Here is a 26,850-nt window from a genome sequence, read left to right on the forward strand (position 1 = left end):
CACGAATTTCACAAATTTTCACGAATTAAAAATTAATAAAAACCTTGATTCTAAAATCATTCGATAAACTTGACTCATTAAAAAAACTCATTTTATTCTTTTTGATTTTTAGTTTGAGCAACTGTTCTGATATTACACATCAGAAACTAGGAAAAGAAAATGCAGAAAATGAATTAAAAATAGCGCTTAATGGCGCTTCTCAACACAATGTTGTTAATTATAAGGAATTAGTAATAAAAAACGAAAATATTGCAATCCAAATTGCAGAACCTATTCTTTTTGAGATTTATGGAGAATCTCATATTAAAGACCAAAAACCTTATGAAGCTTATTTCATTGACAATTATTGGGTAATTAACGGAACTTTGCCAATTGGAATGCTTGGTGGTACTTTTGTCATTATTATTGACGCAAGAAATTCAGAAGTTTTAAAAATTACTCATTACAAATAACCATTTAATTTCTTAAATAAAATTATAATAGATGAAGGATACAAAATTCAGCGATATGACAACTGAAGAACTGGTTAAAAATCAGAAGACATTAAAAACGGTAAATACTATTTTTTGTGTTGTGCTTTTTATGCTTTTTGCGCTTAACATATTTATTGTTTTCATGAAAGGTTTTAGTGCGATGAATGTTATTCCGATTGCTTTATTGCCTATTCTATTTTTGAATCTGAAAAATTTAAAAGAGATTAAAAGAGAATTAGAATCTCGTGAATAAAACGCTAATTCCACTAAACGGATAGCCCGATTCGCCGCGGCGAAACATGCCCATATAAAAAAACCTCAGCTCTTTTTTGAAGGACTGAGGTTTTGTTTTTTATTAGTTTCCGTTTGTCAGGCTGAGCGAAGTCGAAGCTCTTTTAAACTTAAAGTCCTTCGACTCCGCTGAGGGTGACAAGCAAATTACATCATATCGATATATCTATCATGATATCCTAAAAGATATAAAACTCCATCAAGACCTAGACTTGAGATTGAAGTTGAAGCGCTTTCTTTAACTTTTGGTTTAGCATGAAAAGCGATTCCGAGACCTGCTAAGTTTAGCATTGGCAAATCGTTTGCTCCATCTCCAACTGCAATTGTTTGGTTGATGTGGATTCCTTCTTTCTCGGCGATTGCTTTTAAGAATTCTGCTTTTTTCTGACCGTCTACAATATCACCTAAATATTTACCTGTTAGTTTTCCGTCTTTTATTTCTAACTGATTGGCGTGAACGTAATCTATACCTAATTCTTTTTGAAGATATTCTCCAAAATAAGTGAAACCTCCAGATAGAATTGCGGTTTTGTAACCGTAGTATTTTAGAGCTTTCATCAAACGATGCGCTCCTTGTGTGATTGGTAAATTAACAGCAACCTTTTGTAGAACTTCTTCGCTCAAACCTTCTAAAAGAGCCATACGTTTTTTGAAGCTTTCGTTGAAGTCGATCTCACCATTCATAGCCGATTCTGTGATGGCGCGAACTTGATCTCCTACTCCATTTAATTCTGCTAATTCGTCGATTACTTCAGTTTGGATTAAAGTAGAATCCATGTCAAAGCAAACTAAACGGCGGTTTCTTCTGTAAATATTATCTTCTTGGAATGAAATATCAACATTCAGCGTTCTAGAGATTTCCATGAAACTAGCTGTCATAATGATCTTATTTACAATCTCGCCCGTAACAGACAATTGAATGCAAGAACGCGGATATTCTTCCTTTTCGACAATAGAAGTTCTTCCTGTTAATCGGATAATAGAATCAATATTCAGGTTTTGATCTGACATAATTTTGGTTACGGCCGCCAATTGAGAAGCAGCCAGTTTTTCGCCCAAAATATTGATGATATATCGTTGTTTAGATTGTGATTTTACCCATTTTTCATAGTCTTCAATAGAAATTGGAATAAATTTCACTTTAATTTCTAATTCGTAAGCCTTGAAAAGAAGATCTTTTAAAACTGGTGCCGAAGAAGAACCAGCAGCAATTTCGAACAAAATTCCTAAAGAAAGTGTGTCATGGATATCGGCTTGACCAATATCTAATATATTAGCATCGTATGCTGCCAAAACAGCTGTTAAACCTGCTGTAACTCCAATTTTATCGTGTCCTGAAACTTTTAATAAAATGATCTCTTTATCTTCTGCTGCCATTTTTCTTTCTTGATTTTGAAGCGACAAAAATCGGCAATCTCTCGATGATAAAAAAGAATAATCCTTGTTTTTTTGAAAAGAAAAAGCACATATAAATGTGCTTTTTCGAGTAATTTAACAATTATCTTTTATAATTGAAATAACATAACTTTTTGATTATTGATTTTGTGCATTTTCATCAAAATTCACCATCCAATTAATACCGAATTTATCTTTAAACATTCCGAAGTAAGCTCCCCAGAAAGTTTTGTTCAATGGCATTTCTACTTTTCCTCCAGCCGAAAGTCCGTTGAAAATTCTATCTGCCTCTTCTGTACTTTCTGTATTGATCGAAATAGAGAAATTATCACCAAAACCTACATCTCCGTATCTCGGATGTGTGTCACTTCCCATTAAAATAGTATTTCCAATTGGAAGCGATACGTGCATAATTCTATTTAAAGCCTCTTCTGAAAGTACTTCTCCTTCTTCTGCGGGAGCATCTTTAAATTTTCCGATATAAGGAAAATCCCCGCCAAAAACTGATTTATAAAACAGAAATGCTTCCTCGCATGTTCCGTTAAACATTAAATATGGATTTACTGCTGCCATGATGTTCTTTTTTAAATTGTTAATTATAAATTGTTAGTCATTAATTCATTTGAAGCAGAAAGTCTTTTATCTAGTAACCTTCTTGCCTCTTTCTTCTTTTTTTAATTTCTTACTTCTTATTCTCTAATTCTCAGATAACTCTTTAATCATTTCCATTCCTTTTGGAAAAGCTTCTTTAAAATAGTCAATATGTTTTTCGATTACATCAACTTCTACATGGAGGTCTACTACAGCACCTTTTTGATCTAAGCGATACGTTTCCATTGCTCCAACCCATTTTTCTGTTTCTTCGTTTGGAGGAACTTCCTTAAAATTTTTAAGTTCGCCCATATGCTTAAACGCCATGTATTCGTTCGGAATTTTCGATTCAATTAAACTATTCATTCCTTCTCCGCCTGGCCCTAAAAAATAAATTTTATCGCCTTCGTTCCAACTCGTTTCAACGTAACTTCCTTCACAAAAAGCGCTTGTCCACTTTCTGTAAGTTTCGTCGTCCCATAAAACTTTCCAAATCTTTTCTTTGGGTGCTTTTATATCGATGTTAAAAATTAATTTTTCCATGCTACTCTGGTAATTTACTAAAGTCCATAAATAAAACATTCCAACGATGACCATCCAAATCGGCAAAACCAAATCCGTACATCCAACCTTGACTTTCTGCAGGAGGAGTAAAAACAGTACCGCCAGCTTCTTTGACTTTTTCGGCCAGTTCGTCAACTTCTTCTCTGCTTTCTGCATCGATCGAAATCAAAACTTCTGAACTCGATTTAGTATCAGTTAAAGGATTCTGAGAAAAACTAGAAAAAAGCATTTCTTCAAAAAGCATTATTACAAAATGTCCATCACCTACAACCATGCACGTCGAACTTGGCGTGTCATGTTGTTCATTAAACGAAAAACCAATTTTCCAGAAAAAATCTTTCGCTTTTGCTACGTCCTTTACAGGAAGATTCAACCATATTTGTTTTGTCATTTTTTTGTTTTTTTTGTTGGGTTAGATATTTATTTTTTTCTTTTTTAAACCATATAAGTGATATAAGTTAATTTAAGTATGTTCCTTCAAAACATAGTTACTATTTCTCTTTGTTACTTTGTTACTTTGTCTCTAAGCAACTTAAACTTTAGTTTGCTTCAATGTAACTTTTAAAATTATCTAAAATTGCCTGCCAGCCCGCGCGTTGCATTTCTTCTGGATTTTGCGTTTCTGGATCAAAGCTTTCTACAATTTCAACACCATTTGGAGTTTCTGTAAAAGTGATTTCTACTTTTCTGCCATCTCCTAAAATGTACGAAAGCGCTTCGTTTGGTTTTACTAAAGTAAATTCGCCTCCAAAATCAAAACTCATGCTTCCGTCTTTGGCAGCCATAGTCGATTTGAATTTTCCTCCTTCTCTTAAATCAGCTTCTGCGTAAGGCGTATGCCAATCTGGAGAAGCAAAGCTCCATTTTGTAATGTGTTCTGGCGTGTTCCAAAACTTCCAAACTTTTTCTACAGGTGCGTTTACTGTATTTTTTATTGTTATCATTTTATCTTAAGTTTTAGTTTTAAAATTTCTCTGTGTACTCTTTAAAATTGTTAATTACATCTTGACACCATTGCTTTTGCATATTTTCAGAATCGGTTTTATTGGATTCAAAATATTCAGTAAGCTTTACATGGTCTCCAAAATCCTCAAATCGAATACTACCAATTCTATTGTCTGAAAGCTTATATTCTATTAATTGAAAATTTTCAACCTTTGTATATATTCCCTCAAAATCAAAACTTTTAGTTTTATCTTTTGAGATCATTACATATTTGAACCTTCCTTTTTCTTTCAAATCGTTTTCTGCATAAGGCGTGTGCCAATTATCAAAAGCCATGTTCCAGTTCTGAATATGTTTTGGTGTAATCCAAAAATCCCAAACTTTTTCTATCGGCGCTTTGATTACAACTTCAACTGAAATCATTTTTAATTACTTGGAATCTTACTTTCATCCATAAAAAAGACTTCCCAATGATGTCCGTCTACATCTAGAAAAGTTCTTTGATACATCCAGCCATAATCTTGAGATTGCTGATAATCTGTACCTCCAGCCTTAATAGCCTTTTCCACCATTTCATCTACTTGTTCTCGTGTTTCCACAGAAAGTGCCATAAGCGCTTCACTGGTTGTTGTAGAATCACAGATTTGTTTTTTAGTAAAGGTTTGATAAAACTCTTTTACCAAAAGCATCACATAAATAGTATCGCTAATTACTATACAGGCTCCCTTTTCATTTGTAAATTTTGGATTGGTTGAAAAACCAATTCCATTAAAAAATGTCACTGCCCGATTTAAATCTTTTACAGCAAGATTTAAGAATATTTTAGTTTTCATCTTTATAAAATTACGAATTAATTAAAGCAAATGTAAAATTTTAAGATTACTTAAAAATGCCCTTAAAAGTCATTTTTGGGGTCATTTAAGACATTTTTCTTACTTTTGAATAAAACTAGAAACTGCAAAAACAAAAATATCATGAGCAAGAAATTAGGTTTAATCGTACCTCACGACTATAAATTATTGAGTATAGCAGCAATATTAGAAGTATTTGAAACCACAAACAAATTTACCTCGGGAACCGAAAAACCATTTGAAATTATACTTTTTCAGTCACAAGAACAGCTTGAGCAAGGAAATCTATTTGGATATAAAAGCAATGCTATTGAAACTTCAGATATTATGCTAGACTTAATTTTAATTCCCGCTTTTACTACCGACAATATGAGCGAGATGATAAAAAAGAATAGAAGTTTTATTCCTTGGCTGCAAAAACAGCATCAAGCTGGAGCCGAATTGGCCAGTTTTTGTACAGGAGCATTTTTATTTGCCGCATCAGGCTTGCTAAACGAAAAATTAGCCACGACACATGTTGATGCTTGCAGCGCATTTACCAAAGCTTTTCCGATGGTAAAACTAAAACCTGATGAGACCCTAACAGCCGACGGAAGTTTATATACCAGTGGAGGATCGACCTCAACTTTTCATTTACTGATTCTTTTGGTTCAAAAATTTTGTGGCAACGAAATGGCAGTTAAAATTGCCAAAACATTTTCTATCGATTTAAACCGATACAAACAAAGCTATTTTAGCACTTTCAGACCCAATCATTTGCATAATGACACTTTGGTGGCCATGTTGCAGCAAAAAATCGAAAGTCAGTATCATACGATTGAAAAATTGGAAGAAATTACAAAAGATATTCCAACAAGTGCCAGAAACATGACACGCCGTTTTAAACAAGTAACAGGAATTCCGCCAATCGAATATTTGCAGAATATTAGGGTAGAAAGTTCGAAAAAATATTTAGAACAAACCCAACTTTCTATTTCAGAAATTATCGAAAAAACGGGCTACAACGATCCAAAAGCTTTTAGAAAAGTTTTTTATAAAATGGTTGGCATGAAACCTATTGAATATAGAGAGAAGTTTAGAGTGCAATAATTAGCAGCAGCAGTATTTCATTTCAAAAGAAGTCTTGTCCTGCTCTTCACTGTATCTTTTGCTCTGAACGCCAGAGCAATAGGATGCCGTTTCGATCAGGACTATACGAGAAGTTTTTGCTTTCAAAAGGCCAAAAACAAAAAAACCTGCTCAAAAAATGAACAGGTCTATAATAGAACTTTGTCAAAGTTTTAAACTTTGACAAAGTTATTTAGCTCTATCTAAGAAGCAATTTCCATACGCTTCAATAAGTTTTTGCTTAACGTATGTTCTGCATATTCTTTGTCGATTGTCAAACTTATATCATCTGAAGTTGGCAATTCGTACATGGCATCTGTCAAGATAGCCTCGCATAAAGAACGTAATCCACGAGCACCTAATTTGTATTCTAAAGCTTTATCTACAATAAAATCCAGAGCTTCGTCTGTAATTGTAAATTCAACATCATCCATTGCAAATAATTTCTGATATTGCTTGATCAATGCGTTTTTTGGCTGTGTTAAAATCGCACGAAGGGTTTCTTTATCTAAAGGATCCATGTGCGTTAAAACTGGTAAACGGCCAATAATTTCAGGAATCAAACCAAAGTCTTTAATATCTTTTGGAATAATGTATTGCAACAAATTATCCTTGTCTATATTGTCTGTATTTTTAGAAGTAGAATATCCAACTGCCTGACGGTTTAAACGTTTTGAAATAATACGTTCTACTCCATCAAAAGCTCCACCCGCAATAAACAAGATATTTTGAGTATTTACTTCAACAAATTTTTGATCTGGATGTTTACGTCCTCCTTTTGGTGGTACGTTTACAACTGTTCCTTCCAATAATTTCAATAATGCCTGCTGAACACCTTCTCCAGAAACATCACGTGTTATTGATGGATTATCGCTTTTACGAGCAATTTTATCAATCTCATCAATAAATACGATTCCTCTTTCTGCTTTTGCTACGTCGTAATCGGCAGCTTGAAGTAAACGCGTCAAAATACTTTCAACATCTTCTCCAACATATCCTGCCTCTGTTAATACTGTCGCATCAACAATTGCCAATGGAACGTCTAACATTTTAGCAATCGTTTTTGCTACCAATGTTTTTCCTGTTCCTGTCTGACCAACCATGATGATGTTACTTTTTTCAATCTCAACTTCGTCGTCTAATTGCTGTTGCATTAAACGTTTGTAGTGATTGTAAACTGCCACCGACATTACTTTCTTAGTCTGATCTTGACCAATAACATATTGATCTAGGAAAGCTCTAATTTCTTTTGGTTTCTTTAAGATTAAGTCCCCAACTAGTTTTGCGCTTCCGCTAGATTTTAATTCTTCTAAAACAATTCCGTGTGCTTGTTCAATACACTTATCACAAATGTGTGCATTGATACCAGCAATTAATAAATTAGTTTCTGGCTTCTTTCTTCCACAAAACGAACATTCTAATACTACTTTTGCCATTCTATTTATGTTACTAAGCTGCAAAGATACTAAGTTTCTAAGCTTTTTGACCTAAAACTTAAAAACTTAGCACTTTACAGCTTAATATTTTTATTTTTTTTGTTTAAAGTTTCATGTTCCAAGTTTTCAAGTTAAACGTTGAAACTTGGAACATGAAACAATTTTAACTTTAAGAAATTATCCTCTTCTTAATACTTCGTCGATCATTCCGTACTCTTTTGCTTCGTCAGCTTTCATCCAGTAGTCACGCTCACTGTCTTTGTGCACTTTGTCAAAAGTTTGTCCAGAGTGTTGCGAAATGATATTGTATAATTCATCTTTTAATTTCAGCATCTCACGTAAGTTGATTTCCATATCTGTTGCAACACCTTGTGCTCCTCCAGATGGTTGGTGAATCATTACTCTTGAGTGAGGCAATGCAGAACGTTTTCCTGCTGCTCCTGCACATAATAAAACTGCTCCCATAGAAGCTGCCATTCCAGTACAGATTGTTGCTACATCTGGTTTGATGTACTGCATAGTATCATAAATTCCTAAACCTGCATAAACACTTCCTCCTGGCGAGTTTAAGTAAATTTGAATATCTTTTGAAGCATCAGCACTTTCTAAGAATAATAACTGAGCTTGAACGATATTAGCGATTTGATCGTCGATACCAGTTCCTAAAAAGATAATTCTGTCCATCATTAATCTTGAAAAAACGTCTAATTGAGAAACATTCAATTGACGCTCTTCGATAATATATGGAGTCATGTTTGTTGGAGTCATTGCTGCTACGATTTTATCGTAATACATTGCGTTTACTCCTTGGTGCTTTGTAGCAAATTTCTTGAATTCTTTACCGTAGTTCATATTTTTAGTTTAAAGTTGAAAAGTCTAAAGTCAGAAAATGACTTAAACGGATAAAACAAAGTTCGTACCTTTTTATAAAGGATGCCAATTTGTCTTCTTTTTTAAGATGCTAAGATTCTAAGGCACTAAGATTCTAAGTTTTTTTTTTAGATTTAGAAACGTTTACTAACCTGAAACCTGAAGCAAAAAAAGAACGTCAACAGAAGAAAAACTTCCATTGACGTTCAAATATAATTATTTTTATCTTTCGGTTTCTGTAATAAAATCTTAATTTTTAAAAAAGTATATTTCTTAACTTTCGACTCTATTACTTTTGACTTTCAGACTAAAATTTATTCTCCGTAAGATGCAGCGATAAATTCTTCGTAAGTAACCTCTTTTGTTGTTGGGTTAGCTTTTTCTTTGAAGATATCTAACATTTTAGATGCTACAACTTGCTCAGAAAGTCTTTTCACTTCATCTTGGTTAGATAAAACTCTAGCTACGATTCCTTGAACTTCTTCGTCTGTTGGGTTTGTTTGTCCAAATTGAGCCATTTGCTGTCTGATAGCGTTTGATGTAAACTCTTTCAAGTCTTCAAATGTAATTTGGATATTGCTTTGCGCTAATGCTTTTCCTTCGATTAATTGGAAACGTAAACCTTTTTCAGATCTTGCATATTCTACTTCAGCCTCTTCTGCAGTTAATTTTTTCTCTCCTACAGTTTGCAACCATTTTTTTAAGAATGCTTCCGGCAAATCAAATTTTGTGTTTTCGATTAAGAAATCTTGAACATCTAATAATAATTTTTGCTCTGCTTGCTGTGCAAATTGTGCTTCAGCATCTTCTTTAATTTTAGCTTTCAAATCTTCTAAAGAAGCTACTTTTCCTTCACCAAAAAGTTTATCAAATAATTCTTGGTTTAGTTCAGCTGGCTCAGAACCGTTGATTGCTTCAATAGTAAAGTTTACTTCAACATCTAAACCGTGAACACCTTCGTGCCCTACTTTTAAGTAATCCATTAATTGGTGATCGTCATCAAATAAACCTTTTGTGCTTACTGTAACAACATCTCCAACTTTTTTACCTACAAATTGTTTTTGAGCTTTTTTACTGAACGCATCAACAGAGATTGTAGTAGTATTGTTGATTCCGTTTGCTTCGTTTGAGAAAGTTCCAGTTAAATCAGATTTTGCATCAGATACTTCTTGTGGAACTGCTTTTCCAAATTGTTTTTGGATACGCTCTACTTGTCCGTCGATTAATTTATCATCAGCAGTAACAATATATTTTACGATATCATTTTTAGCTTCTAAATCAATTTCGAAGTTTGGCACTAAACCAATTTCGAACTCGAAAGTTAATTCTTCAGCATTCCAGTCAAGGTTTTCGTTTACTTTAGCAAGAGGAGTTCCTAAAAGATTTAGTCTTTCAGATTGAATATAACGCTCTAAAGCCAAATCAACTACTTTTTTGATCTCTTCTTGCTTAATCGCTTTTCCGTATTGTTTTTCAACAAGATCTTTAGGCACGGCACCTTTTCTAAATCCTTTAACTTGTGCTAAAGGCATTTTTTCGTTAATTCTTTTTGCTACTTGACCTTTATAATCCATATGAACAACGTTCATAACAATCGTCTCGTTTACAGCGTCTATTGCTACTCTTTTAATATCCATCTTCTTCTTTAATTTACGTAATAAAATTGGGTTGCAAAATTATAAAATTTTTGCAACCCAACCAAGTTTTTAATCTATTGTATTTGAAGCAGTTTTAATCTGCTCCATTGTTTTATTTATCGTCTCCCAATATTTTATAAGTAAGAGATTGAAGTATAGACAAAATAATACTGAATATTAGTGCTGTCCAGAATGTATCGACCACAAAGCCACCCACAATTTTGGTACACAGCAAAATAATCACAGCATTTATGACCAATAAAAATAACCCAAGCGTAACAAAGGTTACAGGTAGAGTGAGCAATACTAAAATTGGTTTAATAAAGATATTCAGCAATCCTAAAACTACTGCAACAATTACAGCCGTACCAAAACTAGCAACGTGAACCCCAGTTAAAATGTTAGACAATAATAAAACTAAGGCAGCGGTAACAAGAAGTCTAAGTAATAATTTCATAGTTTTTCAGGTTTAAAATTTATTTAAAAGTAATAAAATTTTTATCAAAAACGATTACTCTTTTAAAAACATCGTGGTCAGCTCAAAAAACAGCTTCGGATTCTCAGCATGAAGCCAGTGTCCAGCATTTGGAATAGTTTCTAGTTTTAAATTTGGAAAATGCTGGCGAATTCCGTCAATATCTTGATCTTGAATGTAACCTGAATTTCCTCCGCGGATGAATAATGTTGGCTTATCAAAAACCAGCCCTTCAGCCAAGGGCTTCCCTATTGCATCTAAATTGTTATTAAAGACCTCCAAATTGAACCTAAAAGCCAATTGTCCTGGTTCTTTCCAATATAAATTTTTCAACAAAAACTGACGCGTTCCAAAATCTGAGACATATTGTGCCAAAATTGCTTCAACATCATTTCGGCTTGGTTTTACCGAAAAATCGACTGCGTTTAAACCTGCCAAAATATCCTGATGATGCTGTTTATAGAATCTCGGCCCAATATCGGCCACAATTAATTTATCTACAATTTCAGGATGCGTTGTCGCAAAAAGCATCGCTACTTTTCCGCCCATTGAATGTCCCAAAATATCAATTCGAGTTAGATTATGTGCTTGACAATATTCATACACATCCCGAACCATTGCTTCATAACTCCATTCATCTGAATGGAAACTGCGTCCGTGATTTCTAAGATCTAAAATATGAACTTGAAATCCGGCTTCTACATATTGCCCAGCAAGAGTTTTCCAGTTATCAGACATTCCGAGAAATCCGTGCATGATGATAAATGGTTTCCCTTCGCCTTCTATTTTTGAATAAAGCATATTTTTATATTTTCCTTTTAAGAATTATTTCAATTTATTCAGATACATATTTACAGTATTATCTAAACCAAGATAAAGTGCCTCTGAAATTAAGGCATGACCAATAGAAACCTCTAATAAGCCTGGAATATTTTCTTTAAAAAACTTGATATTATCTAAACTCAAATCGTGACCGGCATTGATTCCTAAACCTAGTTCGTTTGCCAATTTAGCCGCTTCAACATAAGGATCAATTCCTCTTTCGTTTCCTAAACTATATTGGTGCGCAAAAGATTCAGTATATAACTCAATTCTATCTGTTCCTGTTTTTTTAGCGCCTTCAATCATTTCTAGAATCGGATCAACAAAAATGGAAGTTCTGATTCCGTTTTTTTGAAATTCCTGAATAACCTCGGTCAAATATTCTTGATTTTTAATTGTGTCCCAGCCCGCAGACGAAGTTATCGCCCCAATTGCATCTGGAACCAAGGTTACCTGATCGGGTTTGCATTCTAAAACTAAATCTATAAAATTATGCTGCGGATTTCCTTCAATATTATATTCTGTAGTAACAATTGCCTTTAAATCGCGTGCATCCTGATAACGAATATGACGCTCATCTGGACGCGGGTGAATCGTAATTCCTTGTCCGCCAAATCGCTGAATATCTACAGCTACTTTTAATAAATCAGGAACATTTCCGCCACGAGCATTTCGAAGCGTGGCTATTTTATTGATATTTACACTTAATTTTGTCATATAAATAGATATTAATTCTAGTAATCTTATATTTGTTACGACAAAAATACAAAGTAAAACAGAGCAGTTTTCGGTATTTTTTGATTATTTTGCATCAAATATCCTCAATTGATTTATGACAGAAATTACAAACTATATCACAAACGATTTCAGAGCGATTGACAGTCAGGAAACGATTGCCTCGATTCAGGACTTTTTTATCGATGTAAATTTTTCTCATTTTCCGATTTTAGAAGATGGTGTTTTCATTGGAAGCATTTCTTCTGACGATGTTGAAACTTTTGACATTGAAAAAAAAGCAATTGATTACAAATATGCTTTAGAACGTTTTTTTGCTAGAAAATCTATGCTTTGGCTTGACGTTTTAGAAGTTTTTGCTAAAAACCACACCAATCTTCTTCCAATTCTTGACGAGAATAATAACTACATTGGTTATTATGAAATGGAAGACATCATGAAGTTTTTTCAGGAAACTCCATTTTTAAAAGAACCAGGAGCGATTATCATTGTGCAAAAAGGTCTTTTGGATTATTCTATGAGCGAGGTAACCCAAATTGTAGAAAGCAATAATGGTAAAATTTTAGGCTGTTTTGTTTCTGAAGCTGATACAGAAAATGTTCAGATTACAGTGAAAATTGGCCTTGGAGCAATCAATGAAATTATTCAGACGTACAGAAGATATGGCTACGAAATTATTTCAGAACATCAGGAAGACAATTATATTAACAGCTTAAAAGAGCGATCAGACTACTTAGACAAGTACCTTAATATATAAATTATGAATGTGCCAATGAGAAAATTAGCTAATTAAATGATTTTCGCATTCCCAATTATCTAATTGACAAATTGACAAATTCTCTAATTAAAAAGAATGAAAATAGCCATTTACGGACAATACTATCAGAATAGCACTGAACCTATTATAAAAGACATTTTCACATTTTTCAATACCAACAACGTCGAAATGGTAATTGAAGAAAATTTCCTGAACATGCTTTATGAAAAACAGCTTGTAAAAAAAGAATACAAAACTTTTTCGCCAAGCACTGCTTTAGACAATAGTTTCGAAATGCTGATTAGTATTGGAGGCGACGGAACCATTTTAAGAGCCGCTGCCTTTGTTCGTAATTCTGGTGTTCCATTATTAGGTATAAATGCTGGACGATTAGGATTTCTTGCTAAAGTTCAGAAAGAAAACATCGAAAGTTTATTGCAATATGTAATAGACCAAAACTACACCACCTCTGAAAGAACTTTATTAGGAATTACATGCGAACCTTATAATGACGCTTTCAAAGAACTTAATTTTGCCATGAACGAAGTTACAGTAAGTAGAAAAGATACAACTTCGATGATCACTGTTGAAACTTACCTGAACAACGAATATTTAAACTCATATTGGGCCGACGGATTAATCATTTCTACTCCAACCGGTTCTACAGGATATTCTTTAAGCTGTGGCGGACCAATTTTAACCCCAGATGTCAAAAGCTTAGTTATTACGCCAATTGCCCCTCATAATTTAACCGCCAGACCTCTTGTTATTCCAGACGACACCGAAATCACACTGCGAGTAACAGGAAGAGAAGACCAATATTTGGTTTCTTTAGATTCGAGAATTTCTTCAGTGAAAAACGAGTCGATTCTAAAAATTAAAAAAACAGATTACAAAATTAAAATGGTTGAAATACCAGGCGAAACTTTCTTGAAAACCTTAAGAAACAAACTGCTCTGGGGAGAAGATAAAAGAAATTAAACTCTTTTCTGATTCTTCACTATACGATAATACCACATTTTCTCGTTCTGCATGTAGTGAATCATCATTAAATGGCTCAAAATCATAATGTAAATTGAAAAAAAAGCACATTTAACCAAAGGAACTTTGATTCGTATTGATAATTATTATATTTGCACGCAATTTTGAATTAAATGAAGAAAATTTTTAATTTATTGTTATGTTTTTTCCCCTTTATTACACTTAATGCTCAAATCAATGAGGTTGGTGTTTTTCTTGGCGGAAGTAACTTTGTAGGCGATGTTGGAAAAACAACTTATATCGCTCCAGAAAAACTAGCTTTTGGCGTTCTATACAAATGGAACAGAAGTCCGAGACATGCTTGGCGATTCTCTTATACACAATCAAATGTTAGTGGAAATGATTATAAATCAGATGAGACTGGAAGAAATCAAAGAGGTTACCGCTTTGACAATGAAATAAAAGAGCTTTCTGCCGGTCTAGAATTCAATTTTTTCGATTTTAATCTACACGATTATCATACCAAAGTAACTCCATATGTGTTTACTGGTTTAAATTACTTCTTCTACAACAACTTATACCGCTATACTACAAGCCCAAACACAGTATACGCCCAAAAAAATAAAAGCTCAGTAGCCATACCTATTATATTAGGTATAAAATCAAATATAACACCGCGTTTTGTCTTAGCTGCTGAAGTAGGCGCACGTTATACCTTTACTGATAATATTGACGGAAGCAACCCGAATACAAGCAATCCAAATATCATGAAATTTGGAAATTTAAATAATAATGACTGGTATATTTTTTCTGGTATGACTTTAACCTATACCTTTGGAAAAAAACCATGCTATTGCGCATACTAAAAAATGAATTTACTAGAATCTATAGATCACACAAACCTACCTAAACACCTAGCCATTATTATGGACGGTAACGGACGCTGGGCAAAACAACAAGGTTTTATGCGTGCGTTTGGCCACGAAAATGGTACAAAATCTGTAAAAGAAATAATCAAAACCTCTGCTAAGCTTGGAATTGAGTATTTAACCCTATATGCTTTTTCCACAGAAAACTGGAATCGCCCAAAACTTGAGGTTCAGGCATTAATGAAAATATTGATCAATTCATTAAAAAAAGAGCTTGTAACCCTTCAAGAAAACAATATTCGCCTTAATGCAATTGGAAATCTTGACAAATTACCACAATCAGCCCAAAAAGAACTTTTGGATGTTATGGCAAAAACTAAAAACAATACTCGCTTAACTCTTACTCTCGCTTTAAGCTACGGCTCTAGAGAAGAATTGGTAAATGCCGTAAAGTCAATTAGTGATAAAGTTAAAAATAATATAATTTCAATAGACACTATTGACGATTCAATTATAAATGAGCATCTTTACACGCAAAATTTACCTGACGTAGATTTATTAATACGAACAAGTGGAGAACATAGAATAAGTAATTTTTTGCTATGGCAGATCGCTTATGCAGAATTGTATTTTACTAATGTCTTGTGGCCAGACTTTAAAGACCAAGATTTATATGAGGCTATTATTAGTTATCAAAAAAGAGAACGTAGATTTGGAAAAACCAGTGAACAAATTAAATAATTTTTTAGTGTTGCAAAAAAAAATACAAATAGTCTTTACCCTATTACTTTTGGGTAGTTTTTCACAAATTAAAGCACAAGAAAGAGTTCCTTTTGATCAAGGAAAAAAATATATTCTAGCTAAAGTTTCTGTTGTTGGTAAAATAAGCTTCAATGAGCAGACTGTTGTAACCTTTTCGGGCCTACAAAAAGGCCAGGAAATCACTGTACCTGGAGAAGAAATCAGTAGCGCAATTAAAAAATTAGGTAAATTAGGTTTATTTGACGAAATCGCTTTTTATGTTAATAAGGTAGAAAACGACAGTATCTATTTAGACTTAGACATCGTTGAACTTCCTAAATTAAATGAAGTTAAAATTGTCGGTGTCAAGAAAAGCAAAGTAGAAGCTTTAATCAAAGACAACAACCTGACAAAGAACAAGATTGTCAACGAAAACCTAATCACTACGACAAAAAATTACATAGAAAATAAATACAAAAAAGAAGGTTATTATAACACAAAAGTTACTATAACCAATACTCCAGATACTATAAATGGGCATCAAGTTAACATGCTTGTTCGAATAGACAAAGGAGATAAGGTAAAAATAAGCAGTATTGATTTCATAGGAAACAAACAGCTTACCGACACCCAGTTGCGTGGTGCAATGAAAGACACAAAACAGAAAAATTTCATACGTGTATTTAAAGCCTCTAAATTTATTCCAGAGAAATACAAAACTGACTTAGAAAAAGTAGTTGCCGCATACAAAGAAAAAGGATATCGTGATGCTCGTATTATTTATGATTCTGTAAAATACAATAAGCAAAAAAACACCCTTGCAATTAAAATTAATGTTGAAGAAGGAAACAAATACTACTTCGGTAATATTAAGTTCTTAGGTAATACTGTTTACTCCGATCAACTTTTAAGCCGTTATTTAGGAATCAAAAAAGGAGAAACCTACAATGGGGTTTTACTAGAAAAAAGGATTGCCGATAAATCAAAACCAGATGCAGAAGATATTACCAACTTATACCAAAACAACGGTTATTTGTTCTCAAATATTAATGCTGTAGAGGTAAAAACGGTTAATGATACTATCGATTTTGAGATTAGAGTTACGGAAGGTCCAATCGCTTATTTCAACAAAATTACAGTTGTTGGAAACGACAAAACAAACGATCACGTTATTTACCGTGAGTTAAGAACAAAACCAGGAGAAAAATATAGTAAAGAGCAATTGGTTAGAACGATTCGTGAGATCGGACAATTAGGTTTCTTTGATCCTGAGGCAATCGACCCTAAATTTAAGAACGTAGATGCTGGAGCTGGTACTGTTGATATTGAATACAATGTAGTAGAAAAAGGATCTAGCCAGGTCGAACTTCAAGGAGGTTATGGCGGTGGAGGTTTCATTGGAACATTAGGACTTTCGTTTAACAACTTCTCGGCACGAAAAATATTCGACAAAGAAGCTTACAAGCCTTTACCAATGGGAGATGGGCAAAAAGTTGCTCTTCGTTTACAAGGAAGTACTTATTTCCAAACGTATAGTTTATCTTTCTCAGAGCCTTGGTTTGGAGGGAAGAAACCGGTACAGTTTAGTTCATCTATTTCATACAGTAAGCAATTTCTTAACAATTACATCACCAGAACTGTTGATAAAAGCAAAAGTTTTAATATTTTTACAGTACAAGTTGGTTTAGCAAAAAGATTAACTGTGCCAGATGACTACTTTGTATTGTCACAATCGGTGAGTTATCAGCACTACGACTTGAACAATTATAATACAGGTTTGTTTACTTTTGGTAATGGTGCATCAAGAAACTTAGCTTATACTATCGGACTTTCAAGAAGTAATAAAGGTACTAACCCAATATTCCCAATGTATGGTTCTGAATTTAGTATTAGTGCAAAAGTTACACCTCCATACTCATTATTTAATGGTATTGATTATGGTGATTTGCACAACCAAAAAGAATACAAAACTCAATATACGGGAACATCTGGAAGTGGTATAGATGGACAGCCACTTAACAATGGTGATTATGTTAAAACACAAACTATAAACGGTCAAACTGGTTATGTGAGTGTTGGATCAGATTACGCAAGTGCAGATACAGATATAGCAAAAGTCGATCAGAAAAAATACAATTGGTTAGAGTACTATAAAGTTAAATTTAAAGGAGACTGGTACACTAAAGTTTATGGAAAATTAGTTTTAAGAACCCTTACTGAGTTTGGTTTCTTAGGAGCTTACAACCAAGAAAGAGGTGTAATTCCGTTTGAACGTTTTTACCTAGGTGGAGATGGTATGGCCAACTACTCAATGGATGGTAGAGAGACTATTCAGTTGAGAGGTTATCCAAACAACTCGTTAACTCCTGTAAATGCAAATGGTGATGCAATTGGAGCAACGATTTACAACAAATTCTCTATGGAATTACGTTACCCAATTACATTAAAAGCATCGGCTTCTATTTTTGCCTTAACGTTCTTAGAAGCAGGTTCATCGTATCCAACGTTTAAAGATTACAATCCGTTTGACTTAAGCCGTTCTGCCGGTGCTGGTTTACGTGTATTCATGCCTGCATTTGGATTATTGGGTATTGACTTTGGTTATGGGTTTGATGCCCTTCCTGGACAAACAAAACCTAATGGTTGGGAAACGCACTTTATCATTGGACAACAATTTTAATAAAATAACGTTTGGTTAAAAATCATCAAATAAAGTTATGTTATGAGAAAACAATTTTTATTTATATTTTTAGCCTTGATTGTAGCAAATACAAGTCAGGCACAAGGAAAGACGACTCGAATTGGCTACATCGACATGGAATATATTTTAGAAAATGTTTCCGATTACAAAGAAGCTAAATCACAATTAGAGCAAAAAGCTCAAAAGTGGAAACAAGAAATAGAGGCGAAAAAATTAAATATAAATAATTTAAAGGAAAGCTTAAAAACAGAAAAAGCTTTACTTACAAAAGAATTAATAGAAGAAAGAGAAACTGAAATTAAGTTTCTTGAACAAGAAATGATGGATTATCAGCAGAAACAATTTGGTTCTGACGGAAATCTAATGAGACAAAAAGCAGCTTTAGCAAAGCCAATACAAGATCAGGTTTTTACAGCTGTGCAAGATATAGCAGAAGCAAAAAATTATGATTTTGTTTTTGATAAATCATCAGATCTAACCATGCTTTTTAGCAATAAAAGATTTGATATTAGCGATCAGGTTTTAAGAATCTTAAACCGTACTGAAAAACGTGAACAGCTAACAAAAAAACAACTGAAAGAACAAGAGGCTAAAGAAAATATCGAAAATGCAATTGACGAAAATCCAGCAATGGCCGATCGCCAAAAAGCGCTTGATGAAAAAAGAGCTGCCAGAGAAAAGTTAATTCAAGACAGAAAATTAGAACAGGAAGCTAAGAGAAAAGAATACGAAGACCGAAGAAAAGCTTTACAAGACGAAAGAGAAGCCAAAAAAAATGGCACGGTTTCTGGAACAGCTACAACACCAGCCGTTCCTACTGCAGCTACTGCAACAACTGGCGATGCTAAAACAAGTACAACTGGAAAAACTGCTACGCCTGCTGCTGCCACAGGAGAAACTCCTGCCACAGATCAGCCTGCAATGACAAAAGCAGAAGAAAGACAATTACTTTACGAACAGCGTAAAAAAGAATTGGAAGAAAGAAGAAAGAAAATTTTAGAAGAAAGAGAAGCGGCTAAAAAAGCAAAAGAAGCCGAAACGCAAAAAACAAATACGACCAATAATTAATTAATATTTTAAAAATGATGAAACAAATCAAAACTTTACTAATTGCTGCAATTCTTATTTTAGGAGCAAGTAACACAATGAACGCGCAAGCGAAGGTAGCTCATGTTGATGTAAGCGAGATCATGTCGAAAATGCCTGCTATGCTAGATGCTCAAAATCAACTGCAAAAATTAAGTGGTACATATGATGCTGAATACAAAAAAATGGTTGACGAATATCAAGTAAAAATTAAAAAGTACGAAGCTGAAGCTGCAACTGTAACTGATGCTGTAAACGGTGAGCGTTCTAAAGAAGTTCAAGATATGCAAAAGAGAATTGTTGATTACAGAGACAATGCTCAAAAAGAATTACAACAAAAAGAAACTGATATCGTAAAACCTTTAATGGAAAAAGTTAGAGCTTCTATCCAAAAAGTTGGAAAAGCTAAAGGTTTCCAATACGTTTTAGATGGTTCTACTTTATTATTAGCTGATGGACCAAACATCACTGCTGATGTTAAAAAAGATTTAGGATTCTAAGAAATCAAATCTAGATAATTAAGCTGCTCAATTTGTATAATTTGAGCAGTTTTTTTTTACAAAAAATTAAAGCCAATATCTGGGATAATTTCAAGATTTGATTTAATTTAGAGTAACGAATTATATTTAAAAAATAGTAAATTTGCTTTATGACAAACAATAATCCTATAGGCGTTTTTGATTCTGGTATTGGCGGAACTTCCATCTGGAGCGCCATTCATGATCTTCTTCCAAATGAAAAAACCATTTATCTTGCTGATAGCAAAAATGCGCCTTACGGTCAAAGAAGCAAAGAGGAGATTGTTGCTTTAAGCAAAAAAAATGTAGAGTTTTTACTTGAAAACAATTGCAAACTTATTGTTGTGGCCTGCAATACTGCAACAACAAATGCTATAGTAGAACTTCGTGCAGATTATGACATTCCGTTTGTTGGAATTGAGCCTGCTATTAAACCTGCGGCAAACAACTCGCAAACACAGGTAATCGGAATTCTAGCGACAAAAGGAACGCTGAACAGTGAGTTGTTTAATAAGACTGCTGAAATGTTTCACAATACCAAAATCATTGAGCAAGTAGGCCACGGGCTTGTACAGCTTATTGAAGATGGCAACTTGTATTCTCCAGAAATGACACAATTGTTAGAATCGTACCTTCAACCTATGATTGAAGCTAATATTGATTATTTGGTTCTTGGATGCAGCCACTACCCTTACTTAATTCCTCAAATAAAAAAAATTCTCCCAGACCATATTAAAATAATAGATTCAGGAGAAGCTGTTGCACGCCAGACTAAAAATCTGCTGCGCGATAAAGTTGGTTTTTCTGAAAGTGCAGATCATGATCCTATATTTTATGTCAACTCAGATCCTAAAGTTCTAGAGTCAATATTAGAATATAAATATCCCGTAATCAAAAAAGACTTTTAAATTATTATTCAAACTTTCGCTTGACGAACCAAATTCCGTCCAACGATAAATTGAGCGATATTTTATGGTAATTTTCTTTTATCAAATCATTTGCAATTCGGCCTTTTTGTCCGTAAGAATAAGAAATATGGAGTGATGAGAATGTGTTATCAATAGGCAGGTTTAAACCTATAGAAACAGATGCATTATTAACACGCTGCTTGTCGACTTCGAGATAGCCGTTGTCAAAATTTACACCTGCTGCATACCCTACTCTATCCCAATATTTTCTAACATTCTTTTTGCCGCTATAGGTAAAACCAAGTGCAAAACGATCTTGATTTACAAATTTTCCATAAAGTTCAGATTGTTTTGTATTTTCCCAAAAACTCCTCTCGTAATCTAAAGTCACATTCAGGTTATTTTTAAAACGTTTACTGGCTCCAAAACCAAGTTCAAGAGGCATATAATAATCCTCTGTATCTGCTGCTTTATCGGTTTCTATGGAGGTTTCTACTTCATCTGCAATGCTTGTTACCGACTGTACTTTAGAAGCATTTATTCTGGCTGGAACTTTAATTGTTGTTCCAACGGTGAAAGTGGAATCTATTTTGAATTGCGCGCCCAACGTTGCACGCACTCCGCTATAATCTGTTTTTTTATGTATTGTTGTAATGGCATCTGCAATCAGAAAAGCACGATCGTCTACTATGTTTCCAAAAAGGACTGTTCCTGTTGCTCCAATTGTCAATTTTTTTCCAAATCGATAGCCGTATGAAAAATCAAGACTATTTAAACCTCCAGATCCTTGTGCGGTTACATAATAGGATTCTTGGCTATCGGCGATTGGAAGCTTTAAATTGGAAATTTTAAATACCGAACTAGAATATGGACGAAGTGCCAAACTAAAACCCGAATTTTTAGTAACCGGAAAAGCAAACGCTAAATGAGAAAATTGAAAATTATTTCTTTTTTCTGAACGAGTACTGCTTTGGTAGGTTGTAGCAATAGCTTTTCCTCCAATATCAAAAAGGAAATGATTCTGATACATAAATCCTAAAGATGCCGGATTTAAATTATTAATAAAAGTATCTGAAGGCAATGCAATTCCTGAACCGCCAATGGAAGGCAAATAACCAAAATCTGCATCATATAAACTTCCTACACCATAAAGCGAATAGGGAGAACTTGAAATGCTTTGAGAGAATGAAGTCAGCGACATCAAAAAGAAGCAGCTCCATAAAACAATTTTATTTTTCATTTAATAAGAGATGTAATAAATTTTCAGCTGGATTTTATTGTTGGCATGCTTTTGATTCCCCAAAACAATTCTGTTAACAGATTTAGAAATTGCGGGTAATGTTAGAATAAGAGACGATCTTGAATCGGATGCCTTAAGCATTTCTTTCTGAAGAAAAGCCCCGATCGGAATTGTATAGCCAATATTTTCATTGAATTCATCGCTTTTTTTATTCAACAATCCGTAAACTGTGGTTCCAGCAGAATTTACCAACGTTCCGCTTATTCGGTTTAATTTATCTCCTACATAAACCGAAAGAGAATCTGCCAGCGGATATTTCTCAGAATACGAATTATTTACCGGCTTTAAAAACAGTTCTGCATTTACAATAGCTCCATTAGTCGAAATATTTTTAAACTGTTTAATATTCGGAAAATCAACTCGACAAGCTACTCCAGTTCCTGATTGAATGAAGCCCTGATTATTGGTTAGATTACTAGAAAGATTACTGCTTGAAATGGGAAGATTCTGCAGAAGTGTTCCTGTTTTATCCAAAGAAATAGAATTGAATTGTTTGGTTTTATCTACAATGCTAAAATCAAGATGATAAGATACCTCGTCTTCATCTGCCTTATATTTAGAATAATACATTCTAATTTTACTATTTCCAGCACTAAATCCGATTACATTAGACGAATTGGATGTTTCGGGAACTAAGACCAGTCCTTTTAAATATTCTGTAAAACTGTCAAAATCTGTAATTTCTCGTTTTTTTATTTTCTGAAAAAGAGCTTCTCCAAATTCATTATCCATTTTAATATTTATAGAATCTTTTTGTGTTGGCCTTGGTATAAATGATATTTTTCCCAAACTTTCTGAACCATAACTTAAGGTAGAATTATTGTAGAAATTACTATCATTTGTATTGGCCTTAACTTTTTGAAGTAATCGATGAATATCAAATGTTTGAACTTTTGTAGTATCTCCGTAATAATATTTATCATATTTTAGAATCATCGAAATAGAATCGAAAACATAATTTACAGACTGAGTATCAGAACCCGAACTATTTAATGCATAGTAAGGTCCTGAGAGCTGAAAATAACTGTTTGATTTTACTTTTCCGAAAATTGGATCATCATAATTTCCAATCAAGATCCTGCTCTTATTAGAAGTTACCAACGAGTCAAAGTTAATGGTTGACATTTCTACTGTGAGAGTATCTATCAGGATCACTTTATTGCTTAAAGCAAGATAATCTGAACCAACAGTAAATTCTCCTGTATCTGTATCTGTGCCGCACGAAAATAAGCTAAGTACAAAAAGCAGTATCAATATAAACTTGTGCATAATTTAATTTTTGGGCAAATATAAATTGTGCGCTTTGGCGACACACTATAACATATACTATCGCCCTTTTTTACCCTACAAATTGCACAAAACAATCTACAACCTTAATTCTCATTCTTAAATCTTAATTCGACCCGAAAAACATCGATTTTGTCTATCAAAACACGTCATATATATATCTTCTTTTTTTTAAGAGAGTCATCCATCTAATTTTGAACCAATAAAATAATAATGAAAACACGTTTTTTAATCTGTTCTCTTTTTTTGATTTCATTTTTAGGTTTAAAAGCTCAGGAAAATTTTAGTGCCTCTGCAAATTTTAAAACGGAGCCAACAGACAAGATAAATTTTGGAGAAACCAATATGAGTCTTTCTTATGCAAAGAAATTAGGATCAAAAGGCAAAATAACGAACACATTAGAATATTCTAATTTGAAGGTGAATTACGAATTGAATCCCTATAACATATATGCGGATCAGGATAATTTTAACCAAGTTCAAAACAAATTTGAATATTCGTCTGAAATGGCAGAAAAGACAAAATGGAGACTTTCTATTGCTCCTACAGCCAATTTCCAGAGCAAACTGGATTTTTCAGACGTTACGGTTTTAGGAACTTTAGAAATCAGCCAGCAGCTTAGCCCAAAAGTAAACGTGACAGTTGGAGCTGGAAGAACATCCATTTTTGGAGCACCAAAATTTACGCCGATTGTTTCTTTTGATTATAAAATGAATGAGAAAACCGATTTTAAAATAGGATTCCCAAATTCGAAAATTTCCTATTCTAATAATGTTCGAAACAAATTTAGCCTTACGAATAGTTTCAATGGTAACTTTTATCATTTAGACGAAAAAGATACAGGCAATAATGCCGAAAAAGCAGTTTTATCGCAAATGACATCGGCTTTGGAATACGAAAGAAATGTTACTGGTAATTGGTTTTTACATTTTAAAGCAGGTTACGATTTCAACAAAAAATACAATTTGCTAGACAGCAATGACCACAAAATATACGACTACAATAGCGGAAATGGCTATGTTTTAGGGATAGGCATCAAATACAAACAATAAATATAAATACACTATGATTAATCTAAAAAAAGGAATTTTATTCACAGCGCTTTTTTCAAGCCTCTTTTTGATAAGCTGCAGCAATGATAATGAAGATGATGATTTGATTGGAAACTGGATTAAAAAATCAGCTTTTGACGGTCCTGCAAGATCTAGTGCCACAAGTTTCGTTATCGGAGATTATGCTTATGTAGTGGGCGGCTATACTGGCGATGTTTATTTAAAAGATTTATGGGTTTATAACTCAAACGGAGATTATTGGGAGCAGAAAGCAGATTTTGGAGGAGTAGGCAGAAGTTCTGCTTCTAGTTTTGCGCTTAACGAAAAAGGTTATGTAGGTCTTGGTTATGACGGGACAAACAAACTGAAAGACTTTTATCAATACGATCCTTCTGCAAACAGCTGGACTCAAAAAACAGATTTTGCAGGAACGGCACGTTATGCTGCTGTAGGTTTTCAGGTTGGCGGTAAAGCCTATTTTGGAACAGGATATGACGGAAATTATCTAAAAGATTTTTATCAGTACGATGACCAAACGAATACTTGGATTCTGGTAAATGGTTTTAGCGGAAACAAAAGACGTAACGCAACCGTTTTTACCATTGCAAACAAAGCGTATTTGGTAACAGGTGTAAATAATGGCGTATATCAGGAAGATTTTTGGGAATTTGATCCAGCGACAGATGTTTGGACAAGAAAAAGAGATGTGGATAAAGATACTGATGATGATTACAGCTACAACGATGATTATGCTATCGTCCGTGCTAATGCTTCTAGTTTTGCTATGGATGGCTTAGGATATATTGTAGGAGGTGAAAATATAAAAACAGTTTGGGAATACAATCCAACAACTGATTTATGGACAGAAAGAACTCCAATGGAAGGCGCAACAAGAACCGATGCTGTTGGTTTTGCCATCAATAACCGCGGATTCTACATGTTAGGAAGAGTGGGCTCTACTTACTTTGATGACGCTTGGGAATTTAAACCTTCAGAAGAACAAAGCGACGATGACAACTAATAGTAAACAATACTTCTGGAATAACATTCAGAAGTATTGGATCATTTTTGCCATTCTTTTTTTTGCTTCTTGCGCGAAAAAAGAAAGCCTAACAACAGCTTCCTTTAAAACAGACTCTGGCTGGGGATACACCATTGCTTACAAAGAAAAAGTTTTAATAAAACAATCGATCATTCCTGTAATAAGTAATGCCAAAAGTTTTGAAACAGAAGATGAGGCTTTAAAGGTTGCAAATCTAGTCAAACAGAAACTCCAACAAAACTTATCTCCAACGGTAACCAAAAATGAATTAATTTTATTAAAAATAAAATTGTAAATGCAGTTAGATACCATTAAAAATACAGGCTACAACAAAATTTTATTCCATTGTGCCATATGGGTTTTCTTTATTCTGACCTCTCTAATTCAGTTTTACGAGAGTCCGTTTAAGATTAATAACGACTTTTATGCGCAATGGACTACTGGAATTGTTTTGTTTTATCTGAACTATTTTTACCTGGTTCCAAATTACTTGCTGCAAAAAAAATACTGGCTTTATTTTACGTTTGCATTTGGTCTAATTACGCTGTTTATGATTATAAGGTTAAATTACTTTATTCCCGAATTTAGACATTTAAGACCTGAGAATGTAATACCTGCGAGAACAATAACTCAGGGGCCACAATTTTTTCCTCGAGAAGGAAGAATGCATCAAAGAATCGAAATGAGACAACCTCTTTTCTTAAAAATTGGTCCGTCGTTTTTCTATATCTTGATTATTACGATCTCAGCAATTATTAGAACATTAACTGAATTTTATAATAATCAGCAAAATAAACTGATTGCCGAAACACATCGAACAAATACTGAATTAATCTATTTGCGTAAACAAACCAATCCGCATTTTTTATTTAATTCTTTAAACAGTATTTATTCTTTGGCACACAAAAAATCTGATTTGGTCCCTGATGCCATCGTAACCTTGTCTGAACTTATGCGCTATATGCTGTACGAAACAGACAACAAAACGGTGGCTTTAGAAAAAGAAGTCAATTACATTCAGAATTATATCGAATTGCAAAAGTTGCGGCTAAACAACATTGAAGACATTGTAATCAATGTGCATGGCGATACTAAAAATAAATTTATCGAGCCATTATTGCTGATTTCTTTCGTCGAAAATGCCTTCAAATACGGAACAGATTATAAGGGCGCTGCTCACGTAAAAATTAAGATCATAATTACAGATTACAATCTAGATTTTTGGATTGAAAATACCATTGAAAATTATGTAAAAGATCCCGAAAATTCAGGAATTGGGTTGGTAAATATCCAAAACCGACTTGATCTTTTATATCCGAACGCGCACGAACTAACCATTACCCAAGATGAGAACTATTACCGAGTTCATTTGAATTTAAAGTTAGACGAAATTAAAACCGCAATACATTAAACAA

At 33.6% G+C, this 26,850-nt stretch carries 30 protein-coding genes; 15 read left to right on the plus strand and 15 right to left on the minus strand.

Going from position 1 to position 26,850, the window contains the following annotated elements; translation table 11 throughout:
* Nucleotides 1-44: 44 nt before the first annotated feature.
* Both J7574_RS22170 and J7574_RS22175 read left to right on the plus strand, forming a co-directional pair.
* Nucleotides 45-452 (plus strand): YbbC/YhhH family protein, encoded by a 408-nt coding sequence (locus J7574_RS22170; protein WP_290974111.1) that lies wholly within the window; start codon nt 45-47, stop codon nt 450-452.
* 31 nt (nt 453-483) lie between these two features.
* On the plus strand, nt 484-726 hold the full coding sequence (locus J7574_RS22175) for a redox-active disulfide protein 2 (RefSeq protein WP_290974114.1): 243 nt from the start codon (nt 484-486) through the stop codon (nt 724-726).
* Nucleotides 727-911: 185 nt separating this feature from the next.
* Here the strand turns inward: J7574_RS22175 and serB are convergent, their stop codons facing one another.
* From serB to J7574_RS22210, 7 genes are all read right to left on the minus strand, one after another.
* Complete coding sequence (serB, locus tag J7574_RS22180) at nt 912-2,141, minus strand: phosphoserine phosphatase SerB (protein WP_290974117.1); 1,230 nt, start codon at nt 2,139-2,141, stop codon at nt 912-914.
* Nucleotides 2,142-2,297: 156 nt separating this feature from the next.
* Complete coding sequence (locus tag J7574_RS22185; RefSeq protein WP_290974120.1) at nt 2,298-2,732, minus strand: VOC family protein; 435 nt, start codon at nt 2,730-2,732, stop codon at nt 2,298-2,300.
* A 123-nt stretch (nt 2,733-2,855) separates the two neighbouring features.
* Complete coding sequence (locus J7574_RS22190) at nt 2,856-3,293, minus strand: SRPBCC domain-containing protein (RefSeq protein WP_290974123.1); 438 nt, start codon at nt 3,291-3,293, stop codon at nt 2,856-2,858.
* Between the two features lies 1 nt (nt 3,294).
* Nucleotides 3,295-3,705: a VOC family protein gene (locus J7574_RS22195; RefSeq protein ID WP_290974126.1), complete on the minus strand. Its 411-nt coding sequence runs from the start codon at nt 3,703-3,705 to the stop codon at nt 3,295-3,297.
* Between the two features lie 148 nt (nt 3,706-3,853).
* Nucleotides 3,854-4,258, minus strand: a complete 405-nt coding sequence (locus J7574_RS22200; protein WP_290974129.1) for an SRPBCC family protein — start codon at nt 4,256-4,258, stop codon at nt 3,854-3,856.
* A 19-nt stretch (nt 4,259-4,277) separates the two neighbouring features.
* Complete coding sequence (locus tag J7574_RS22205; protein ID WP_290974132.1) at nt 4,278-4,682, minus strand: SRPBCC domain-containing protein; 405 nt, start codon at nt 4,680-4,682, stop codon at nt 4,278-4,280.
* Between the two features lie 2 nt (nt 4,683-4,684).
* A complete protein-coding gene (locus J7574_RS22210; protein ID WP_290974136.1) occupies nt 4,685-5,092 on the minus strand; it encodes a VOC family protein in 408 nt (135 codons plus the stop codon).
* A 141-nt stretch (nt 5,093-5,233) separates the two neighbouring features.
* Between J7574_RS22210 and J7574_RS22215 the strand changes: the two genes are divergently transcribed.
* On the plus strand, nt 5,234-6,199 hold the full coding sequence (locus tag J7574_RS22215) for a GlxA family transcriptional regulator (protein WP_290974138.1): 966 nt from the start codon (nt 5,234-5,236) through the stop codon (nt 6,197-6,199).
* Nucleotides 6,200-6,420: 221 nt separating this feature from the next.
* Here J7574_RS22215 and clpX read toward each other — a convergent pair whose 3' ends face one another.
* From clpX to J7574_RS22245, 6 genes are all read right to left on the minus strand, one after another.
* A complete protein-coding gene (clpX, locus tag J7574_RS22220) occupies nt 6,421-7,653 on the minus strand; it encodes an ATP-dependent Clp protease ATP-binding subunit ClpX (RefSeq protein WP_290974141.1) in 1,233 nt (410 codons plus the stop codon).
* Between the two features lie 177 nt (nt 7,654-7,830).
* Complete coding sequence (clpP, locus tag J7574_RS22225; protein ID WP_290974144.1) at nt 7,831-8,505, minus strand: ATP-dependent Clp endopeptidase proteolytic subunit ClpP; 675 nt, start codon at nt 8,503-8,505, stop codon at nt 7,831-7,833.
* Between the two features lie 332 nt (nt 8,506-8,837).
* Nucleotides 8,838-10,160 carry a trigger factor gene (locus J7574_RS22230; RefSeq protein ID WP_290974146.1) on the minus strand — a complete coding sequence of 441 codons (1,323 nt, stop codon included), beginning with the start codon at nt 10,158-10,160 and terminating at the stop codon, nt 8,838-8,840.
* Between the two features lie 112 nt (nt 10,161-10,272).
* Nucleotides 10,273-10,617: a phage holin family protein gene (locus J7574_RS22235; RefSeq protein ID WP_111283849.1), complete on the minus strand. Its 345-nt coding sequence runs from the start codon at nt 10,615-10,617 to the stop codon at nt 10,273-10,275.
* A gap of 54 nt (nt 10,618-10,671) precedes the next feature.
* Complete coding sequence (locus tag J7574_RS22240; RefSeq protein WP_290974152.1) at nt 10,672-11,436, minus strand: alpha/beta fold hydrolase; 765 nt, start codon at nt 11,434-11,436, stop codon at nt 10,672-10,674.
* A gap of 24 nt (nt 11,437-11,460) precedes the next feature.
* A complete protein-coding gene (locus tag J7574_RS22245; protein ID WP_290974155.1) occupies nt 11,461-12,174 on the minus strand; it encodes a pyridoxine 5'-phosphate synthase in 714 nt (237 codons plus the stop codon).
* A gap of 115 nt (nt 12,175-12,289) precedes the next feature.
* Between J7574_RS22245 and J7574_RS22250 the strand changes: the two genes are divergently transcribed.
* The 8 genes from J7574_RS22250 to murI all read left to right on the plus strand — a co-directional run bounded on the left by J7574_RS22250 (nt 12,290) and on the right by murI (nt 20,753).
* Nucleotides 12,290-12,949, plus strand: a complete 660-nt coding sequence (locus tag J7574_RS22250) for a CBS domain-containing protein (protein ID WP_290974158.1) — start codon at nt 12,290-12,292, stop codon at nt 12,947-12,949.
* 96 nt (nt 12,950-13,045) lie between these two features.
* Nucleotides 13,046-13,930, plus strand: coding sequence for an NAD kinase (locus J7574_RS22255; RefSeq protein WP_290974161.1), 885 nt, complete (start codon nt 13,046-13,048; stop codon nt 13,928-13,930).
* A 173-nt stretch (nt 13,931-14,103) separates the two neighbouring features.
* A complete protein-coding gene (locus J7574_RS22260) occupies nt 14,104-14,796 on the plus strand; it encodes a DUF6089 family protein (protein ID WP_290974164.1) in 693 nt (230 codons plus the stop codon).
* A 3-nt stretch (nt 14,797-14,799) separates the two neighbouring features.
* Nucleotides 14,800-15,540 (plus strand): isoprenyl transferase, encoded by a 741-nt coding sequence (locus J7574_RS22265; RefSeq protein WP_290974167.1) that lies wholly within the window; start codon nt 14,800-14,802, stop codon nt 15,538-15,540.
* Nucleotides 15,473-18,220 carry a POTRA domain-containing protein gene (locus J7574_RS22270; protein WP_290974170.1) on the plus strand — a complete coding sequence of 916 codons (2,748 nt, stop codon included), beginning with the start codon at nt 15,473-15,475 and terminating at the stop codon, nt 18,218-18,220. Before J7574_RS22265 ends, J7574_RS22270 begins: the two co-directional genes overlap by 68 nt.
* 42 nt (nt 18,221-18,262) lie before the next feature.
* A complete protein-coding gene (locus tag J7574_RS22275) occupies nt 18,263-19,309 on the plus strand; it encodes an OmpH family outer membrane protein (RefSeq protein ID WP_290974172.1) in 1,047 nt (348 codons plus the stop codon).
* Between the two features lie 14 nt (nt 19,310-19,323).
* On the plus strand, nt 19,324-19,827 hold the full coding sequence (locus J7574_RS22280) for an OmpH family outer membrane protein (RefSeq protein ID WP_170830271.1): 504 nt from the start codon (nt 19,324-19,326) through the stop codon (nt 19,825-19,827).
* A gap of 149 nt (nt 19,828-19,976) precedes the next feature.
* Nucleotides 19,977-20,753, plus strand: coding sequence for a glutamate racemase (gene murI, locus J7574_RS22285; RefSeq protein ID WP_290974177.1), 777 nt, complete (start codon nt 19,977-19,979; stop codon nt 20,751-20,753).
* Between the two features lie 4 nt (nt 20,754-20,757).
* Here murI and J7574_RS22290 read toward each other — a convergent pair whose 3' ends face one another.
* On the minus strand, nt 20,758-21,993 hold the full coding sequence (locus J7574_RS22290) for an aromatic hydrocarbon degradation protein (RefSeq protein ID WP_290974180.1): 1,236 nt from the start codon (nt 21,991-21,993) through the stop codon (nt 20,758-20,760).
* Nucleotides 21,994-23,322: a DUF4270 family protein gene (locus J7574_RS22295; RefSeq protein WP_290974183.1), complete on the minus strand. Its 1,329-nt coding sequence runs from the start codon at nt 23,320-23,322 to the stop codon at nt 21,994-21,996.
* Nucleotides 23,323-23,553: 231 nt separating this feature from the next.
* Here J7574_RS22295 and J7574_RS22300 point away from each other — a divergent pair, with 231 nt between their 5' ends.
* The 4 genes from J7574_RS22300 to J7574_RS22315 are packed head-to-tail and all read left to right on the plus strand — an operon-like array spanning nt 23,554 to nt 26,846.
* Nucleotides 23,554-24,393, plus strand: a complete 840-nt coding sequence (locus tag J7574_RS22300) for a DUF6268 family outer membrane beta-barrel protein (protein ID WP_290974186.1) — start codon at nt 23,554-23,556, stop codon at nt 24,391-24,393.
* Nucleotides 24,394-24,406: 13 nt separating this feature from the next.
* Nucleotides 24,407-25,414: a kelch repeat-containing protein gene (locus J7574_RS22305; RefSeq protein ID WP_290974189.1), complete on the plus strand. Its 1,008-nt coding sequence runs from the start codon at nt 24,407-24,409 to the stop codon at nt 25,412-25,414.
* The gene (locus tag J7574_RS22310; protein WP_290974191.1) at nt 25,404-25,730 is read left to right on the plus strand and encodes a DUF4907 domain-containing protein; all 327 of its coding nucleotides are present in this window, start codon (nt 25,404-25,406) and stop codon (nt 25,728-25,730) included. Before J7574_RS22305 ends, J7574_RS22310 begins: the two co-directional genes overlap by 11 nt.
* A complete protein-coding gene (locus J7574_RS22315; protein ID WP_290974194.1) occupies nt 25,731-26,846 on the plus strand; it encodes a sensor histidine kinase in 1,116 nt (371 codons plus the stop codon).
* The last annotated feature ends 4 nt before the right edge of the window (nt 26,847-26,850 follow it).

The organism is Flavobacterium sp., assembly GCF_017744675.1.
GTDB lineage: Bacteria > Bacteroidota > Bacteroidia > Flavobacteriales > Flavobacteriaceae > Flavobacterium.

Excerpts from the sequence above, each read along its gene's own strand:
- J7574_RS22175 (WP_290974114.1), top strand. The coding sequence starts at position 484 with ATGAAGGATACAAAATTCAGCGATATGACAACTGAAGAACTGGTTAAA.
- serB (WP_290974117.1), bottom strand. The coding sequence starts at position 2,141 with ATGGCAGCAGAAGATAAAGAGATCATTTTATTAAAAGTTTCAGGACAC.
- J7574_RS22185 (WP_290974120.1), bottom strand. The coding sequence starts at position 2,732 with ATGGCAGCAGTAAATCCATATTTAATGTTTAACGGAACATGCGAGGAA.
- J7574_RS22190 (WP_290974123.1), bottom strand. The coding sequence starts at position 3,293 with ATGGAAAAATTAATTTTTAACATCGATATAAAAGCACCCAAAGAAAAG.
- J7574_RS22195 (WP_290974126.1), bottom strand. The coding sequence starts at position 3,705 with ATGACAAAACAAATATGGTTGAATCTTCCTGTAAAGGACGTAGCAAAA.
- J7574_RS22200 (WP_290974129.1), bottom strand. The coding sequence starts at position 4,258 with ATGATAACAATAAAAAATACAGTAAACGCACCTGTAGAAAAAGTTTGG.
- J7574_RS22205 (WP_290974132.1), bottom strand. The coding sequence starts at position 4,682 with ATGATTTCAGTTGAAGTTGTAATCAAAGCGCCGATAGAAAAAGTTTGG.
- J7574_RS22210 (WP_290974136.1), bottom strand. The coding sequence starts at position 5,092 with ATGAAAACTAAAATATTCTTAAATCTTGCTGTAAAAGATTTAAATCGG.
- J7574_RS22215 (WP_290974138.1), top strand. The coding sequence starts at position 5,234 with ATGAGCAAGAAATTAGGTTTAATCGTACCTCACGACTATAAATTATTG.
- clpX (WP_290974141.1), bottom strand. The coding sequence starts at position 7,653 with ATGGCAAAAGTAGTATTAGAATGTTCGTTTTGTGGAAGAAAGAAGCCA.
- clpP (WP_290974144.1), bottom strand. The coding sequence starts at position 8,505 with ATGAACTACGGTAAAGAATTCAAGAAATTTGCTACAAAGCACCAAGGA.
- J7574_RS22230 (WP_290974146.1), bottom strand. The coding sequence starts at position 10,160 with ATGGATATTAAAAGAGTAGCAATAGACGCTGTAAACGAGACGATTGTT.
- J7574_RS22235 (WP_111283849.1), bottom strand. The coding sequence starts at position 10,617 with ATGAAATTATTACTTAGACTTCTTGTTACCGCTGCCTTAGTTTTATTA.
- J7574_RS22240 (WP_290974152.1), bottom strand. The coding sequence starts at position 11,436 with ATGCTTTATTCAAAAATAGAAGGCGAAGGGAAACCATTTATCATCATG.
- J7574_RS22245 (WP_290974155.1), bottom strand. The coding sequence starts at position 12,174 with ATGACAAAATTAAGTGTAAATATCAATAAAATAGCCACGCTTCGAAAT.
- J7574_RS22250 (WP_290974158.1), top strand. The coding sequence starts at position 12,290 with ATGACAGAAATTACAAACTATATCACAAACGATTTCAGAGCGATTGAC.
- J7574_RS22255 (WP_290974161.1), top strand. The coding sequence starts at position 13,046 with ATGAAAATAGCCATTTACGGACAATACTATCAGAATAGCACTGAACCT.
- J7574_RS22260 (WP_290974164.1), top strand. The coding sequence starts at position 14,104 with ATGAAGAAAATTTTTAATTTATTGTTATGTTTTTTCCCCTTTATTACA.
- J7574_RS22265 (WP_290974167.1), top strand. The coding sequence starts at position 14,800 with ATGAATTTACTAGAATCTATAGATCACACAAACCTACCTAAACACCTA.
- J7574_RS22270 (WP_290974170.1), top strand. The coding sequence starts at position 15,473 with ATGAGGCTATTATTAGTTATCAAAAAAGAGAACGTAGATTTGGAAAAA.
- J7574_RS22275 (WP_290974172.1), top strand. The coding sequence starts at position 18,263 with ATGAGAAAACAATTTTTATTTATATTTTTAGCCTTGATTGTAGCAAAT.
- J7574_RS22280 (WP_170830271.1), top strand. The coding sequence starts at position 19,324 with ATGATGAAACAAATCAAAACTTTACTAATTGCTGCAATTCTTATTTTA.
- murI (WP_290974177.1), top strand. The coding sequence starts at position 19,977 with ATGACAAACAATAATCCTATAGGCGTTTTTGATTCTGGTATTGGCGGA.
- J7574_RS22290 (WP_290974180.1), bottom strand. The coding sequence starts at position 21,993 with ATGAAAAATAAAATTGTTTTATGGAGCTGCTTCTTTTTGATGTCGCTG.
- J7574_RS22295 (WP_290974183.1), bottom strand. The coding sequence starts at position 23,322 with ATGCACAAGTTTATATTGATACTGCTTTTTGTACTTAGCTTATTTTCG.
- J7574_RS22300 (WP_290974186.1), top strand. The coding sequence starts at position 23,554 with ATGAAAACACGTTTTTTAATCTGTTCTCTTTTTTTGATTTCATTTTTA.
- J7574_RS22305 (WP_290974189.1), top strand. The coding sequence starts at position 24,407 with ATGATTAATCTAAAAAAAGGAATTTTATTCACAGCGCTTTTTTCAAGC.
- J7574_RS22310 (WP_290974191.1), top strand. The coding sequence starts at position 25,404 with ATGACAACTAATAGTAAACAATACTTCTGGAATAACATTCAGAAGTAT.
- J7574_RS22315 (WP_290974194.1), top strand. The coding sequence starts at position 25,731 with ATGCAGTTAGATACCATTAAAAATACAGGCTACAACAAAATTTTATTC.